The following is a 14,864-nucleotide window of genomic DNA, read 5'->3' on the forward strand; positions in this document are numbered from 1 at the left end:
GAAATATATTACACAGTTCACGAGTATATTAACATTGCTCGCTTTTTTCATAACAATGATTTTTATTTTCTGGAGGCCGAAAGGATTAAATGAAGCTATCCCCGCGACAATAGGCGCTTTACTGGTGTTATTATGCGGAAGTGTGTCATTGACCGACTTAGGGGAAATAGGATCAAAAGTCACGGGTGCATCGGTCACAATTCTTGCCACTATGATCATGGCCATTGCATTGGAAAGCTTTGGGTTCTTTTATTGGGTGGCTGCAAAGCTGCTCCAACAATCCAGGGGATCAGGCATCAAGCTTTTTTGGTTAACCAATTCACTTTGCTTTTTAATGACCATTTTCCTAAATAATGATGGGAGCGTTTTGATCACAACCCCCATCCTTTTGCTGGTTTTAAAGTATTTAGGTTTGAAAAAACATCAAAAAACCCCTTATTTAATAAGCGGCGTTTTAATAGCTACAGCCTCCAGCGCACCGATCGGCGTAAGTAATATTGTAAATTTAATTTCTCTCAAAATGATTGGAATGGATCTATACCTGCACACTGCCATGATGTTTGTCCCTAGTATGATGGGGCTCGTTTTTATGGCTTGTCTACTGTTTATTTTCTTTTATAAACGTCTTCCTAAAAGCCTGCCGGATATACCGAACCATTTTCAGTCTCTGCGACACAGAAGGTATCATCCCCTTCATTCGCCATCAGCTCCGATACCGGAACGAAATCAAACAAAGATAATGTTATTTGTACTCGCATTTGTTTTTCTCGTCAGAATCAGCTTATTTGCCGCGTCATATACCGGTATCTCCGTTCCTCTTGTCGCTGTCATCGGATCAATTATCCTTTTGGCCTGGAGATGGATTTATTTCAAAACCTCTCCCAGAGACTTGTTATACAAATCACCTTGGCACATTTTTATTTTCGCTTTTACTATGTATGTCCTCATTTATGGGCTGCATAATATAGGATTCACTGATTTACTTGTGAATCATTTCGAACCTGTGGTTTCTGGAAGCCTCGCCCATGCTACTTTCGCGTCTGGTATCTCTACCTCTGTTTTTTCGAATCTATTCAACAACCATCCGGCTTTAATGATCAGTACTTTTACTTTAACAGAAATGAGCCTGAATCCTTCTACAGCAAAAATCATCTACTTGGCAAATATTATCGGCAGTGATATCGGTTCCTTATTATTACCTATAGGAACATTAGCAACACTTATTTGGATGCATATATTAAAACAGCATGATGAAAGTATTTCTTGGGGCGAATATTTAAAAACAACCATTTTAATCATTCCGCTGACTGTTCTTTTTACGTTAACATGTTTATATTTTTGGATCAGTTGGTTATTTCTTTAGCAGTGTATGAAATAAAAAACTGCCTTCTGCTATTCGAGGGCAGTTTATTTTCAGTAGAGGCTACTAGGGGAGATGCATTGTCTTTAGATGATTTAACTTCCAAATGATTGACTTTCCACTTGCGTTAATCAGCTCAATGATATTATTAGATACATCTTTTAACAGACCGACTTTTTCTGGCACTTCCCCCATATCAAATATAACCAATTGGCCAACATATTTTTTGATCTGCTCCTCAAAATTACGAACAAGTGAAACACTGGAAGGTACGACAGGCAATTGAGAGTTGTCAAGAGTGTACGGCGTTTGCTCTGTTGAATAAGGGGTAAACCATTTTAAGTGATGCATAGATATGAAAAGTGTTTTAAATACAGGTGAAAAAAATACAATATAATCATTTAAAACACTGGTAACATATCCATGTATCGACCGATCCCCAGTTACATAAACTTCAATAAATTTGCCTTTCACATTGTTTAATGTGTTTCTGTAAGAAAAACTATTATTATCCGCCTGCATTATGGTATCTTCCGGATCTCTTAAAATTGGTTCCCCAGTATTAGTATTTATTATTGCTTTGTTCATTTGATGGAGATGCAGCAAGGGAATATAAAGATAATTGCAGCCATTAAATATAACAAAAATATCCTGTCCAATATCTATAAGTGTGCCGACAAATCTTGTATCTCCTGAAATGACAACATCAACATCTGTGTCAAGAAATTGATTCAAACCTTTCACCATTCTCCCCCTTTAATTGAATGAAAAAGGGCATCACTTTATTGATGCACCTTCATTATCTATTAAAATTTGCGCTTCCAATGATAGTCTATCGTTTTGACAATCGTTTCATAGCTATAATCTTCCTTTTGGCTTCCGGTGCTATGATAATCTGAAGATCTTGGTGACCAATATGATTTGGATGAACTTTTGGTGTCTGATGAACGATCATATTTTGACGATTGATAATCTGAAGATCTTGATGACCGATATGATTTGGATGAACTTTTGGTGCCTGATGAATGATCATATTTTGATGATTGATAATCTGAAGATCTTGATGACCGATATGATTTGGATGAACTTTTGGTGCCTGATGAACGATCATATTTTGATGATTGATAATCTGAAGATCTTGGTGACCGGTATGATTTGGACGAACTGCCGGTGTCTGATGAACGATCATATTTTGACGATTGATAATCTGAAGATCTCGGTGACCGTTTATTTGATTTGGACGAACTTGATGAGCTATATGATTTTGAAGATGTTAACGAGCTACTGTCCCCCTCTTTTTCTTGTTTTTGGTCTATATCATTTTTGCTTTCTTCTTTATCTTCATGTTCTTTCTTTTGATCGCCTTTTTTGTAAGAGCCTTTTGGGCCTAAGCTGATGCTCTTGATATGAAAAGGATATATGCGAAGCACTTCTTGATTTTTCACTAAAGTATAATGACCATCCGCATTATCTACGAGGATACCTTCAATTGCTTCTGGTCCTCCTCGATTAATCGAAACCCATTTATGAGTTAAACTCTTAAAAACTTCGTTTAGGTTATCAGCTTCCAAGACACTTGGCGTATGTCCTTCTTTATTTAAAGCGGACTCATGTTTACTTATGCTTTTGATGTGATGAATATTAAAATAAACTACTCCATCCTCATTTGTGTCTAACGCAGCGTAATCATCTCCTAGCCATACCAAACTTCCTTTTTTAGATTCCGGACCGCCTTGATTTAATTGAACGGATTGGTTCATTAATTGTCCGATTAAGCTGTGAAAATCATCAGCGTCAGCCATTTCTGCCGTCTCAATTGTTGTTGTGCTATTATTGGTATCCTCTGTAATACTTTTTACATGATCCAATTGATAATAAATGGTTTTTTTTTCAGTTTGCAAAGCGATATAATCTGATTTTACAGCTACCAATTTTCCTTTTTTAGATTCGGGACCTCCTCGATATACAGTGACAATTTTATCTTGCATTGAATGCAAAAAATGATAATAAGATATATCATGATTTGAATGATTTTTCATTCTCCTCTTGCTCATTCATTACCCTCCTAGTCATTTATACATAGATGATAAATATATTGCATATATACGTGTCACAGTTATTTCTTGAACTAATTCAATAGCCTAATTGTCTGATTTTCAGCGAATACCTATAATCATGGATTTACAAAATACTTAAATTGCTGTTGATGTATTGCGAACGATTTTTAATATACTCAAAAATCACTTTCGGCTCACGGTCAAAACGTTCAATATCACTTTTTTTATATGGGTCCATCAGGACAAACGGCCTGATTTGATCATAAAGCGCCAATATTTTTGGTTTCATATATTCAATTGTAAAGAGAGATTGGAGCGTTTTTTCTAGGATATGCTTATAGGATTTACGAAATTCGGGTTCATCCAAAATGCGGGCGGTTAATGTATTAAACCCTTGAATTCTTACATAATCTGCAGCCATCCGCTCTCCATGGATATCCCTGCCCCAGGTGGCATCATAGTCCCAAGGAATCACTTCAAATAATCCGGTTTCCCAGCTTCTGTACAAAGCGTAATTGTGGACAAACCCGTCATAGTTTGAGGTGAACACAATGCCGGCCAGCCAGCGCAAATACTTATCGATATTCACATGCTTTGTCACTTCTGATTTAAATTGAGCTTTCGGGACAGTATTAATTTTAAAGATCATATCCTGTAAATAAAAATCATCTTCCTCAGTCCCTGTCTTCTTTTCATACCCATGCTCAAGCGACTTCTTCGTATCCCTCTCCAAATCACTCACGAGAGAAAAATTAGCATCATCGTCAACCGCGTAAAAAACTGCTCCGTCCGCCAGCTTCCTTTTCGCTAAATAATATTCATCGACGGATTCAAGCTCAAGATACACTCCTTCATTCTTCCCATTTATCTTTAAAAACACAAATTCTGCCCTTGGAGACAGCGTGCCCAGCTCTGAGAAAAAATCGAGAGACAATTTGTTTCTTATCATGGAAGGATCTTTATATTCCGCATTCAAGTGAACCTCGCGGGCGCCGCGAAATGTTTTCGGCTGATAATAGGAAATATGGTACGACTTCTTTTTGAAATCTCTAATATGAGATCCGCGATAAGCGATGTCGATATCAAATCTTTTCTGATTCACTTTCAGCACAGCCGGAACCGGTTCATCGTCCCATATATCCTTTTTTAATTCCCGTAAGTCTTTTGGATGAATAAACAGCTGATACAGAGGCAAATTTGATTGATTCTTCATCCGTAGTCCCCCTTCAAAATTAGGCTTTTATTTTTGTGAGATCTCAGCGGAACACTTATACACTTTTTACAATCCTGCGTACTATGTGTGTAGTAAGGATCTTCATCCTTAAAAACAATTAAAAAAAGGAGGATTTCAATTGGGCCACTATTCCCATTCTGATATCAAAGAAGCGGTGAAATCCGCAAAAAAAGAAGGTTTAAAAACTTATTTATACCAAGAGCCTCGTGGAAAAAAACGCAGTCATAAAAAGTCGCACCGCTCACACAAGAAATCTCGCAGCCATAAAAAATCGTACCGCTCACACAAGAAATCTCGCAGCCATAAAAAATCTTACTGCTCTCACAAGAAATCTCGCAGCCATAAAAAATCTTACTGCTCTCACAAGAAATCTCGCAGCCATAAAAAATCTTACTGCTCTCACAAGAAATCTCGCAGCCATAAAAAATCTTACTGCTCTCACAAGAAATCTCGCAGCCATAAAAAATCTTACTGCTCTCACAAGAAATCTCGCAGCTACAAAAAATCTTACTGTTCTCACAAGAAATCTCGCAGCTACAAAAAATCTTACTGTTCTCACAAGAAATCTCGCAGCTACAAAAAATCATTCTGTTCGCACAAGAAAAGATCTCGCAGCTACAAAAAGTCGTACCGTTCTCACAAAAAATCTTATTGTTCTTTTAAGAAAAAACCTTACAAAAAACACTGCAAAAATGACCATCACCGCAAAAAAGATGATTACGACAGCAAAAAAGAGTTCTGGAAAGACGGCAATTGCTGGGTAGTCAAAAAGAAATATAGATAATGAAACTGTCATCATAGGCTCCGGCATACGTACGGTAGCCTATTTTCTAATTCCCCTATATCAGTTATATGTCATGACATAGCATATGCAACCCGCATCATTTGGTTTCCTTGAATGGATTTCGTTATAATCATGGTACTCTTACAATAAAGGCGGTGTTGTTGTGTACATATTTCAAGCAGAAGAGCTTAGTGCCAAAGAGACGTATAAGCTGCTGTCAGGAGCCGTCATTCCGCGCCCGATCGCATTTGTTACAACACTTTCTTCAGGCGGGGCAATCAATGCGGCACCTTTCAGTTTCTATAACGTGGTCAGCTCAGATCCTCCGCTACTCAGTATTTCTGTTAACCGATCAGAAGGCCGGCAAAAAGATACAGCCAGAAACGCGATAAAAAACGGTGAATTTGTCGTCCATGTCAGTGATGAAGCCATCATTGAAGACATCAATGAAACGGCGGCAAGGTTAGGGCCGGACGAAAGTGAAATGACACGCACCTCTCTCCATTCTGTAGAGAGCACAGCTGTTTCGGTGCCCGGCATTCAAGAAGCCCGCATTCGTTTTGAATGCAAGCTCGAACGGCATATCACGTTCGATAATGATCATGGTGTGACCACAGCTGATCTGCTTATTGGCAGAGTTGTCTGTTTTCACCTCGATGAGAAGTTGTATGACGCAGAAAAAGGGTATATTTTGACGGACGAATTAAAGCCGGCTTCCAGATTAGCCGGAAACCATTATGCAAAACTCGGTGAAGAATTTACATTGATTCGTCCGAGTTTATAAAAGGACTATTTATATAGAAGAAACTAGTCAAAAAGACACTGTTATTAAAAAGCCGGCACAGCATGTGCCTGGCTTTTTTTGTTTGAAGGAACCATATTTGCACAAACCGTTTGCACTGATTTGGTCTTATAAATTCAGATACTCCCCATTACAATTGAAATAAGCCCGCACAAAGAGAAGGACGGCAGACTGATATCACCTGCACATAAGGAGCTGATGGGCATGCCTTTAGACCAAAGAAGATCAGCCATTCTTCATCAGGTTCTCAACACAACCAGCTATGTTACTTGCGGCGAATTAACGGAGCAATTAAAAATTTCAAGGAGAACACTGTATTATGACATTGAAAAAATTAACGGCTGGCTGAAAGAGACCGGACTGACACCGATCAAAAGAAGGCGTTCAGCAGGATTTTATTTAGAAGACCAAACGAAAAAAATGCTGACATCAGAAATGAAAACGCTGACAAATTCAAGTTATGAATATTCTCCCTCAGAAAGGCAGGCAAGAGTGATCCTGCGCATTTTAACGAGAAACAGACGTTTACTTTTGCAGAACTTCATTGACGAAAATCATGTCAGCCGCAACACCGCCATTCAGGATATGAAGCATATTCGCGAAAAGCTGAAGACATTCGGCATCGTTCTTTCCTTTACCAAAGAAAAGGGGTATTTCTTCTCAGGATTAGAGCAGCAAAAGAGAAAACTGCTGGCTGAATACGCAAATCAGCTCATGCAAAAAAGCAGCAGCACTGCGGCCGTTACCGATCTTTGTCCCGATCCGGATGCTTGTGAACAGCAGATCCAAACCATGCGGTCTATGCTGCTGACTTTCGAAAAGCTTCTTCACATGAAATTTGCTGATCATGTTCTCGCGGGCTTAAGTGTGCACTTTACGTTATTTCTGATCAGATTAAAGGCGGGAAAAGAAATCACTCTAGAACAAGAAGAGCAATCCGCCATCAGGCAAACGAAGGAATATGAAGCGGCCGTTCGGGCGGCGGCCGCAGAACTGCCGGAAAATGCCTTTATTTCTGATCAAGAGATGTGCTACTTCACGATCCATCTGTTAGGGGCTAAAATCAGTCAGTTCCCCGCTTCAAGTCTCATTGCAGGTGAGCTGGATGCGGTACATGATATCGCGGACAAAATGATTGTCGATTTCCAGCGTTACGCCTGCGTGCTTTTTCAGGACTCGGAACATCTAAAAAAACATCTGGTGCTTCATTTGAAATCAGCTTATTACAGGATTAAATATGATATCACCCCTCATGAGAGTGATGTAGCTGCCTCCATCAAAACGAAATACAGTGATATTTTCTGCTTAACGAAAAAAGTCGTTCATCACCTTCAAAAAGCATTAAGAAAACCTGTCAGCAGTGAAGAAACAGCTTTTATTGCCATGCATTTCGGAGGCTGGATGAAACGTGAAGGGGTTGCGCCCTCACTTAGAAAAACAGCGGTTATTGTCTGTCCGGGCGGCATCGGCACTTCAAAAATTTTGCAGAGCCAAATTGAAGATCTCCTGCCGAATATCGATATTCTGAAAACCGTGTCAAGCCGTGTCTACGAAACAATGACGCTTGAAACGGATGTCCTGATCTCAACTGTTCCGCTCCCAGACAGAGGGGTGCCTGTGCTCATCGTTAATCCCATACTGAACAGCAAGGAAAAGATCAGCCTGCTGAAAAAAGTAGATGCGCTCTCAAACAGCGCTCCCCATTTCCATCCAAGTGTTCATGACATCATGAGCATCATCGAAAAGCATGCAGAAGGCAACATCCATAAAACAGCGCTGATGCAAGAACTGACCGAGTATTTAGGACAGCCGCACAAACATGAAAAGGAGGCGAACCGCAAACCAATGCTTGCTGAATTAATGACACCTAACCATATAACGATGGCCGACTCTGCCCCCTGTTGGGAGGATGCCGTCCGCATGGCGGCAAAGCCGCTTTTGGATGACGGGTCTGTTACCCCGCAATACGTCGATGCCATGATTGCCACGATTCAGACACTGGGCCCATATATCGTCATTACGCCGAATGTAGCCATCCCGCACGCGAGGCCTGAAGACGGTGTGAATCAAATCGGCATGAGCTTTCTGAGATTGAACCAAGCCGTTTCCTTTTCAGACCGGCCCGAGCATTCAGTCCAGCTGATTATCGTGCTCGCGGCAATCGACAATGACACCCATTTGAAAGCCCTCTCCCAGCTCACGAATATGCTGGGTGATCCGGAAAACATTCAATTGCTGATTAACGCTCAATCGGCAGAAGATGTGCTGCCAATGATTCAAAAATACTCAAACTAGGAGTGATTCGAATGAAGAAAAAAATATTGATTGTTTGCGGAAACGGACTCGGATCAAGCTTTATTGTTGAAATGAATGTAAAAAAAATCATTGATGAACTGAACATCAGCGCTGACGTTACACATACAGACCTCACTTCAAGCAAAACGGAGCAAGCGGATCTGTATCTAGGATCAGCCGATATTGTGTCAGGTCTTGACGATGGAACGCGTAACGTTGTCGGACTCAAAAACCTGCTGGACCAGAAAGAAATCAAAGAAGCCATCCTTACCAACTTGTAACACACAAAAACATAGACGACGGGGGTGCATCTGATGCTTGATTTTTTGATTAACGATTTCCTGGGAACTCCTGCTATTTTAATTGGACTTTTTGCCTTAGCCGGTCTGCTTCTGCAAAAGAAAAACGCTGCGGATACCGTATCGGGCACACTGAAAACGGCAATGGGATTCGTCATTCTCAGCGCCGGGGCGGCGATTGTCTCAGATTCACTAGCCGTGTTCGGCAGCATGTTCGAAAAAGCATTCCACATTAAAGGCGTCGTACCAAATACAGATGCAATATCAGCCATTGCTCAAAAAACGTTTGGTACGGAAACGGCGCTCATTATGATTTTCGGAATGATTGTGAACATATTGCTGGCGCGTCTTACGCCATTTAAATATATTTTCTTAACCGGCCATCATATTCTCTACATGGCTTCATTGATCTCCGCCGTGCTGATTACCGGCGGCATCAGCGGTGTTCCTCTCATTGCTGCGGGCGCCATTATTCTTGGGGGGCTGATGGTGCTGTCACCCGCCATCCTTCAGCCGTATACAAAAAAAATTACAGGAAGCAATGATCTCGCACTCGGCCATTTCGGTTCTGCCGGCTATTTTATTGCTGGATTCATCGGTAAACATGCGGGCAATCCATCTCATTCGACTGAGGATATCAAAGTTCCGAAATCATTAGGATTTCTGCGGGATACGTCAGTCTCCATTTCTTTAACGATGGCACTCCTTTTCTTTATTGTCGCTCCTTTCGCCGGAAGGGATTATATTGAATCATCGTTAAGCGGCGGAAGCCATTTTCTTGTTTATTCCTTTATGCAGGCCATTACGTTCGCTGCTGGGGTATATGTCATCTTAGCGGGGGTTCGGATGGTAATCGCGGAAATTGTCCCTGCTTTTAAAGGCATCGCTGAGAAGCTAGTGAAAGGCGCCAAACCCGCCCTTGACTGTCCGACGGTTTTTCCTTTTGCGCCAAACGCTGTGATTATCGGATTTTTATCCAGCTTCCTGGCGGGTATTGTGTCCATTTTTCTTCTTCCCGTCTTCGGTCTCAGTGTTATTGTCCCGGGACTTGTACCGCATTTCTTTACAGGAGCGGCGGCGGGAGTTTACGGAAATGCAACCGGCGGAGTGCGGGGAGCTGTACTCGGTGCGTTTGCCAATGGCATTCTCATTTCTTTTCTGCCTGCGCTTCTGCTGCCGGTTCTTGGCTCGCTCGGATTTGAAGGCACGACTTACGGCGATTCAGACTTTGGCATTATCGGGATTCTTCTTGGCTGGATCATACAATTCTTCAATTAAAGTGAGGTATGCGTCATGAACCATTTATTTTCACCTTCTCTGATGTGTATGGATTTAACAAAATTCAACGAGCAGATCACCATTCTAAACAGCCGTGCCGATATGTATCATGTTGACATCATGGACGGCCATTTTGTCAAAAACATTACGCTGTCTCCATTTTTCATCAGCCAGCTCAGAACGATGACAGCTCTCCCGATTGATGCCCACCTGATGGTTGAAAGACCGGAGGATTTTATCGATATGACAGCAGAGGCCGGAGCTGATTACATTAGCGTTCATGCCGAAACCATTAACCGTGCGGCGTTTCGGCTGATACACAACATCAAAGATCATGGCGCAAAGGTCGGGATAGTATTAAACCCGGCCACTCCGCTAGAGTGGATCAGCCCTTATGTGCATTTGATTGATAAACTGACGATTATGACCGTTGATCCGGGTTTTGCCGGGCAGCCGTTTATCGCAGAAATGACTGGAAAAATCCGTGCGGCTAAAGAGTGGAGAGAAACAAATCATTATACGTATGCCATTGAAGTTGACGGCTCCTGTAATGAAAAAACCTTCCGCATGCTCGCGGAAGCTGGGAATGACATTTTTATCATCGGCAATTCAGGCCTCTTTGATCTCGATGAAAACACAGAAATTGCATGGGATAAAATGAAAACCATTTTTCAGCAGCAGACACATCCTGTAAAAATGCAACACCCGGAATAATCCCCGGGTGTTTTTCTATGAAACATTTTCTCTCCCACGAACGTATAAAGAGATGAGTTTAGGAGGGATCGGTATGACAGGCACTCATTTTTTAATTTTAATACTGATCACAGCTGCTTTCAGTACATCTTTTTATATTTTTGCCAGTAAACGCGGCATTCCCAAACCCCGTTGGTGGTATTAACCGGTGAACAGTATACAAGGGGTGCTGGAAATCGTTCTGCTCATTTTACTGGGATTTTCTCTTTTGCGTTTTCCGCCTGAGTATATGCTCATTTTATATCTTTTCGTCATTAATTGTTTACGCGCTCTTATGGAATGGAAATATGAGCGTGAAGAAAAACAATATGTACACTCATTATTTGGTGCGGCACTGTTCATTTTTATTTATATGAGTATGTTCTTCTTCGTATCTTAAATCCCAACAGCCGCCCCATCCCCCCTTGGATCGGCTCCTCCTTGGAGAAAGCCCTCCTCATCCACTGCGATTGCTGCGGCGTGACCCATCAGCGGGTCATAATCACTGACTGTCTCCACGAGATGGCCGCTTTCTTTTAGCATGTCGACCGTCTCCTCTGCGATTCTGTTCTCAACTCTGAGACCTTCATAATCCTCGCCCCACGTTCTGCCCCATACCCAGCGCGGTTCGCTGATTGCCTGCTGAGGATGCATTCCATAGTCCAGCATTCGGGTGATAATCGCGGTCTGAGTCTGCGGCTGGCCTTCGCCCCCTTGCGTACCGTACAGAATCTTCGGTTTCCCGTTCTTACAGACCATAGCCGGCATCAGCGTATGGAAACTGCGCTTTCTCGGCTCAAGTGTGTTGACATGACTTTCATCCAATGAGAAAAATGAGCCGCGATTCTGCATGAGAATGCCTGTATCCCCAGCAGTAACAGCCGAGCCAAATTCAAAGTAAAGGCTTTGAATGAAAGACACCGCGTTGCCATCCGAATCCATCACCGCCGCATAGGCGGTATCACTGCCAATCGGTCTGCTTCCCGCCGGTTCAGCTATATAACCGATTTCTTCCGCCAGCTGCTTGGCGTAGCTTTTGTCCAAAAGCCTTTCCAGCGGAATATCAGCAAACGCCGGATCAGTCAGAACGGCATTCCGATCCAGAAAACTCTTTTTCAGTGCCTCCACGAGCACATGATAATAGGTAAATGAACCATGTTCAATTTGGCTGAAATCATAGTTTTCCAGAATATTCAGCGTCAGTAAACCCGTAAAACCTTGAGAATTTGGGGGCGCCTGATAGACGGTGCACCCCCGGTAATCACAGGATATAGGCTCCATCCACTCACCCCTGTGTGCTGTAAAGTCATCAAGCGTCATATAGCTGCCATTATGCTGTAAATACGAGACAATCCGCTGAGCGATATCACCTTCATAAAATGCGCTTCTTCCTCTTTCAGCAATCATGTTCAGGCTGTTCCCAAGCTCTTTTTGCACAAACCGTTCACCGGGGATCGGTGCTTTGCCGTTTTTGGTGAAAATATCAGCAGTGTAAGGTGTTGACGCCAGCAGTTCAAGATTGGCCGCTGTATGCCGGCACTGATCTGCTGATACAGGAAAACCATTTTCAGCATAATTGAGCGCAGGCTCCAATACGTCAGAAAGCGACATCCGTCCGTATGTCTTCAGGACGGCATCCCAGCTATCGACCATTCCCGGCACGGTAATTGCGCTGTCGATCCACCGCAGCGGGATCTCATTTTTCCCCTTATACACGTCTCTTGTTACATTTTTTCCTGAACGGCCGCTGCCATTGTACACTCTTACCGCCTTTGTTTTTTGATGAAAGGTCAGCCAAAAGGAATCTCCTCCAAGCCCCGTCATATGCGGATAGACAACCGCCAGACAAGCGCTCACGGCGACAGCGGCGTCAAATGCGTTTCCTCCCTTCTCCAGAATGCGGTTTCCCGCTTGTGATGCGAGGTAATGCGGACTGACGACCATTTGCTTAGTGCCGATAATAGATCTGTTCATCACAAGTCTCCTTTGCAAGAGATTTTCTTCAGTATAGAGAGCCTGAGTTTTCGCATCTACTGACCCGGAAGAAAAGCTGACGAACTTTCTCCTTTTCGTAAACATAAAAATATTAACTCGTTCATTATGAAAATAAATTCAAATTATCCCTTACGAAATGAAACTTATATGATAAAATATTGACTAAAAGTCAAACGAAAGCAGGTGGAATAAATGGGCAATGAATATCAAATCCCCAACCTTGTTCTTGATGAGATAGACAAACAGATCCTTACCATTTTGCATGAGGAAGGAAGGATTTCTTATACGGATCTTGGCAAAAGAGTCGATTTATCACGTGTTGCAGTTCAATCACGTATTAATCAGCTGATTGAAGCAGGCGTTATTGAAAAATTCACAGCGGTGATCAATCCAGCTAAAATCGGCATTCATGTATCCGTGTTTTTTAATGTCGAGGTAGAGCCGCAATTCCTGGAAGAAGTCGCTCTAAAGCTTGAAGAAGAACCCGCGGTCACCAGCCTTTATCACATGACTGGCCCGAGCAAGCTGCACATGCACGGAATCTTCGCGAATGATCAGGAAATGGAAGAATTTTTAACGAAACGGCTGTATCCGCTTCAGGGTGTCGTCAGCGTTGATTGCCAAATGCTGATCAAACGGTACAAAAGCCGTATGGGAATGAAGCTGTAAAGGAGAGAAACTAATGAAAAACCACCCTTATCGGGATATGACGGCCGCAATGGTGCGCACCGGAATCTTAGGCTTCGGGGGCGGGCCATCGGTGATTCCGTTGATCCGCCATGAAGCGGTGAATAAATATAAATGGATAGATGATGATGAATTTGGAGAAATATTAGCCATCGCCAATGCACTCCCCGGACCGATCGCCACCAAGATGGCGGCATATCTGGGATTCAAACTTAAAGGCACGCTAGGCGCAATTGTTGCTACTCTTGCCCACATTCTGCCTACATGCCTTGCGATGGTTGCCTTATTTGCGGCAGTAAACGTCTTAAGCCACTCGGCGGTTGTCGCCGGCATGATTGGCGCCGTGACGCCGGTTATCGCCGTTATGCTCGGTATTATGGCATATGAGTTTGGACAAAAAGCGCTCAAAGGATTTGGCTGGGTCACCGGAATCCTGTTTTTTATCATCGCTTTTATCGGACTGCAATTGTTACAGATCAACCCCGGCATTGTCATTATCATATTCTTAGCATACGGAGCATTTCATTTTAAACTGAAAGACAAAATCACAAATAAACATTCAAAAGATAAAGGAATGTCCGCCTCATGATCATTATGTTTTTATTCACAGCATTTTTTATCGCAAACGTTCTGGGATATGGCGGCGGCCCAGCCTCTATCCCGCTGATGTTTGAAGAAGTCGTAAACAGATACGGCTGGCTGTCAAACGATCAATTCTCTAACATGCTCGCACTTGCGAATGCATTGCCGGGCCCGATCGCAACCAAAATCGCCGCTTATGTCGGCTACAGTGCAGGCGGCTGGCCCGGCTTTCTGATTGCGCTGATCGCGACTGTTGTGCCATCCGCGTTCGCGCTGATCGTCCTGCTGCGCATCATTCAGCGCTTTCGCCAATCACCCGTGATCAAAGGCATGACGCTGTCTGTTCAGCCAGTTATCGCTGTCATGATGCTTATTCTCACTTGGCAAATCGGCGCAGACGGCATCAAAGCCATCGGCTGGATTCAATCCTTAGTGATTGCGGGCATTTCCCTCCTTTGCATGACAAAATTCAAACTGCATCCGGCTTTCCTGATTATCGCGGCATTTTTATATGGTGGGCTTGTAGTTCCTCATTTATAGAAAAAAGCACCCTCAAAGGGTGCTTTTTATTTTGGGCCAGAAATGCCATTTGTCATATAAATTGTTTCTTTGCCTGCATCATTTTTGATCACGTTTTTGATTTGCAGCGTGTTTCCTGACATTCTGGCAAATTGCTTCTCTTGAGATGAGTTTGTTTTGACGTGTATCCATTCCAGCCGGTATTTTTAGCTTGAGAAATTGGGAACCTGTTGGGTTAGC

The 14,864-nt window shown here is 42.7% G+C and carries 15 protein-coding genes; 11 read left to right on the forward strand and 4 right to left on the reverse strand.

Annotated elements, in window-relative coordinates; translation table 11 throughout:
- Positions 1 to 34: 34 nt before the first annotated feature.
- Positions 35 to 1,363, forward strand: coding sequence for an arsenic transporter (locus tag P3L57_RS17910; protein WP_264798615.1), 1,329 nt, complete (start codon positions 35 to 37; stop codon positions 1,361 to 1,363).
- A gap of 63 nt (positions 1,364 to 1,426) precedes the next feature.
- Here P3L57_RS17910 and P3L57_RS17915 read toward each other — a convergent pair whose 3' ends face one another.
- The 3 genes from P3L57_RS17915 to cotH all read right to left on the reverse strand — a co-directional run bounded on the left by P3L57_RS17915 (position 1,427) and on the right by cotH (position 4,630).
- Entirely contained in the window at positions 1,427 to 2,104 is a 678-nt protein-coding gene (locus P3L57_RS17915; RefSeq protein WP_264798617.1) for a DUF2642 domain-containing protein, read from the reverse strand.
- A gap of 62 nt (positions 2,105 to 2,166) precedes the next feature.
- Entirely contained in the window at positions 2,167 to 3,414 is a 1,248-nt protein-coding gene (locus tag P3L57_RS17920) for a spore coat protein CotH (protein WP_264798208.1), read from the reverse strand.
- Positions 3,415 to 3,541: 127 nt separating this feature from the next.
- Complete coding sequence (gene cotH, locus P3L57_RS17925) at positions 3,542 to 4,630, reverse strand: spore coat protein CotH (protein ID WP_264798209.1); 1,089 nt, start codon at positions 4,628 to 4,630, stop codon at positions 3,542 to 3,544.
- Positions 4,631 to 4,769: 139 nt separating this feature from the next.
- On the opposite strand from cotH, the gene P3L57_RS17930 reads away from it, so the two are divergent.
- The 7 genes from P3L57_RS17930 to P3L57_RS17960 all read left to right on the forward strand — a co-directional run bounded on the left by P3L57_RS17930 (position 4,770) and on the right by P3L57_RS17960 (position 11,241).
- Positions 4,770 to 5,435, forward strand: coding sequence for a CotG/ExsB N-terminal domain-containing protein (locus tag P3L57_RS17930; protein WP_264798210.1), 666 nt, complete (start codon positions 4,770 to 4,772; stop codon positions 5,433 to 5,435).
- A 163-nt stretch (positions 5,436 to 5,598) separates the two neighbouring features.
- A complete protein-coding gene (locus P3L57_RS17935; protein WP_264798211.1) occupies positions 5,599 to 6,219 on the forward strand; it encodes a flavin reductase family protein in 621 nt (206 codons plus the stop codon).
- Positions 6,220 to 6,441: 222 nt separating this feature from the next.
- Entirely contained in the window at positions 6,442 to 8,532 is a 2,091-nt protein-coding gene (locus tag P3L57_RS17940; RefSeq protein WP_264798212.1) for a BglG family transcription antiterminator, read from the forward strand.
- An 11-nt stretch (positions 8,533 to 8,543) separates the two neighbouring features.
- Positions 8,544 to 8,813 carry a PTS sugar transporter subunit IIB gene (locus P3L57_RS17945; protein WP_044159604.1) on the forward strand — a complete coding sequence of 90 codons (270 nt, stop codon included), beginning with the start codon at positions 8,544 to 8,546 and terminating at the stop codon, positions 8,811 to 8,813.
- A 33-nt stretch (positions 8,814 to 8,846) separates the two neighbouring features.
- Entirely contained in the window at positions 8,847 to 10,109 is a 1,263-nt protein-coding gene (locus tag P3L57_RS17950) for a PTS ascorbate transporter subunit IIC (protein ID WP_059335096.1), read from the forward strand.
- A gap of 15 nt (positions 10,110 to 10,124) precedes the next feature.
- Positions 10,125 to 10,823: a D-allulose 6-phosphate 3-epimerase gene (alsE, locus tag P3L57_RS17955; RefSeq protein WP_059292393.1), complete on the forward strand. Its 699-nt coding sequence runs from the start codon at positions 10,125 to 10,127 to the stop codon at positions 10,821 to 10,823.
- 187 nt (positions 10,824 to 11,010) lie between these two features.
- Complete coding sequence (locus P3L57_RS17960) at positions 11,011 to 11,241, forward strand: DUF4181 domain-containing protein (protein ID WP_254665047.1); 231 nt, start codon at positions 11,011 to 11,013, stop codon at positions 11,239 to 11,241.
- On the opposite strand, the gene ggt is transcribed toward P3L57_RS17960, so the two are convergent.
- Entirely contained in the window at positions 11,238 to 12,815 is a 1,578-nt protein-coding gene (gene ggt, locus P3L57_RS17965) for a gamma-glutamyltransferase (RefSeq protein WP_069486819.1), read from the reverse strand. The two genes, P3L57_RS17960 and ggt, sit on opposite strands and share 4 nt — an antisense overlap.
- Positions 12,816 to 13,028: 213 nt before the next feature.
- Here ggt and chrS point away from each other — a divergent pair, with 213 nt between their 5' ends.
- The 3 genes from chrS to chrA are packed head-to-tail and all read left to right on the forward strand — an operon-like array spanning position 13,029 to position 14,645.
- Complete coding sequence (gene chrS, locus P3L57_RS17970; RefSeq protein ID WP_024123092.1) at positions 13,029 to 13,505, forward strand: chromate efflux transcriptional regulator ChrS; 477 nt, start codon at positions 13,029 to 13,031, stop codon at positions 13,503 to 13,505.
- Positions 13,506 to 13,518: 13 nt separating this feature from the next.
- Entirely contained in the window at positions 13,519 to 14,112 is a 594-nt protein-coding gene (chrB, locus tag P3L57_RS17975; RefSeq protein WP_024123093.1) for a chromate efflux transporter subunit ChrB, read from the forward strand.
- Positions 14,109 to 14,645, forward strand: a complete 537-nt coding sequence (chrA, locus tag P3L57_RS17980) for a chromate efflux transporter ChrA (RefSeq protein ID WP_069486818.1) — start codon at positions 14,109 to 14,111, stop codon at positions 14,643 to 14,645. Before chrB ends, chrA begins: the two co-directional genes overlap by 4 nt.
- The last annotated feature ends 219 nt before the right edge of the window (positions 14,646 to 14,864 follow it).

This window comes from Bacillus sp. B28, assembly GCF_029536185.1.
GTDB classification, from domain to species: domain Bacteria; phylum Bacillota; class Bacilli; order Bacillales; family Bacillaceae; genus Bacillus; species Bacillus halotolerans.

Bases quoted from the DNA above. Each gene is read 5' to 3' on its own strand.
- P3L57_RS17940 (WP_264798212.1), top strand. From the start codon at position 6,442: ATGCCTTTAGACCAAAGAAGATCAGCCATTCTTCATCAGGTTCTCAAC.
- P3L57_RS17950 (WP_059335096.1), top strand. From the start codon at position 8,847: ATGCTTGATTTTTTGATTAACGATTTCCTGGGAACTCCTGCTATTTTA.
- alsE (WP_059292393.1), top strand. From the start codon at position 10,125: ATGAACCATTTATTTTCACCTTCTCTGATGTGTATGGATTTAACAAAA.
- P3L57_RS17920 (WP_264798208.1), bottom strand. From the start codon at position 3,414: ATGAGCAAGAGGAGAATGAAAAATCATTCAAATCATGATATATCTTAT.
- cotH (WP_264798209.1), bottom strand. From the start codon at position 4,630: ATGAAGAATCAATCAAATTTGCCTCTGTATCAGCTGTTTATTCATCCA.
- P3L57_RS17945 (WP_044159604.1), top strand. From the start codon at position 8,544: ATGAAGAAAAAAATATTGATTGTTTGCGGAAACGGACTCGGATCAAGC.
- chrS (WP_024123092.1), top strand. From the start codon at position 13,029: ATGGGCAATGAATATCAAATCCCCAACCTTGTTCTTGATGAGATAGAC.
- chrB (WP_024123093.1), top strand. From the start codon at position 13,519: ATGAAAAACCACCCTTATCGGGATATGACGGCCGCAATGGTGCGCACC.
- ggt (WP_069486819.1), bottom strand. From the start codon at position 12,815: ATGAACAGATCTATTATCGGCACTAAGCAAATGGTCGTCAGTCCGCAT.
- chrA (WP_069486818.1), top strand. From the start codon at position 14,109: ATGATCATTATGTTTTTATTCACAGCATTTTTTATCGCAAACGTTCTG.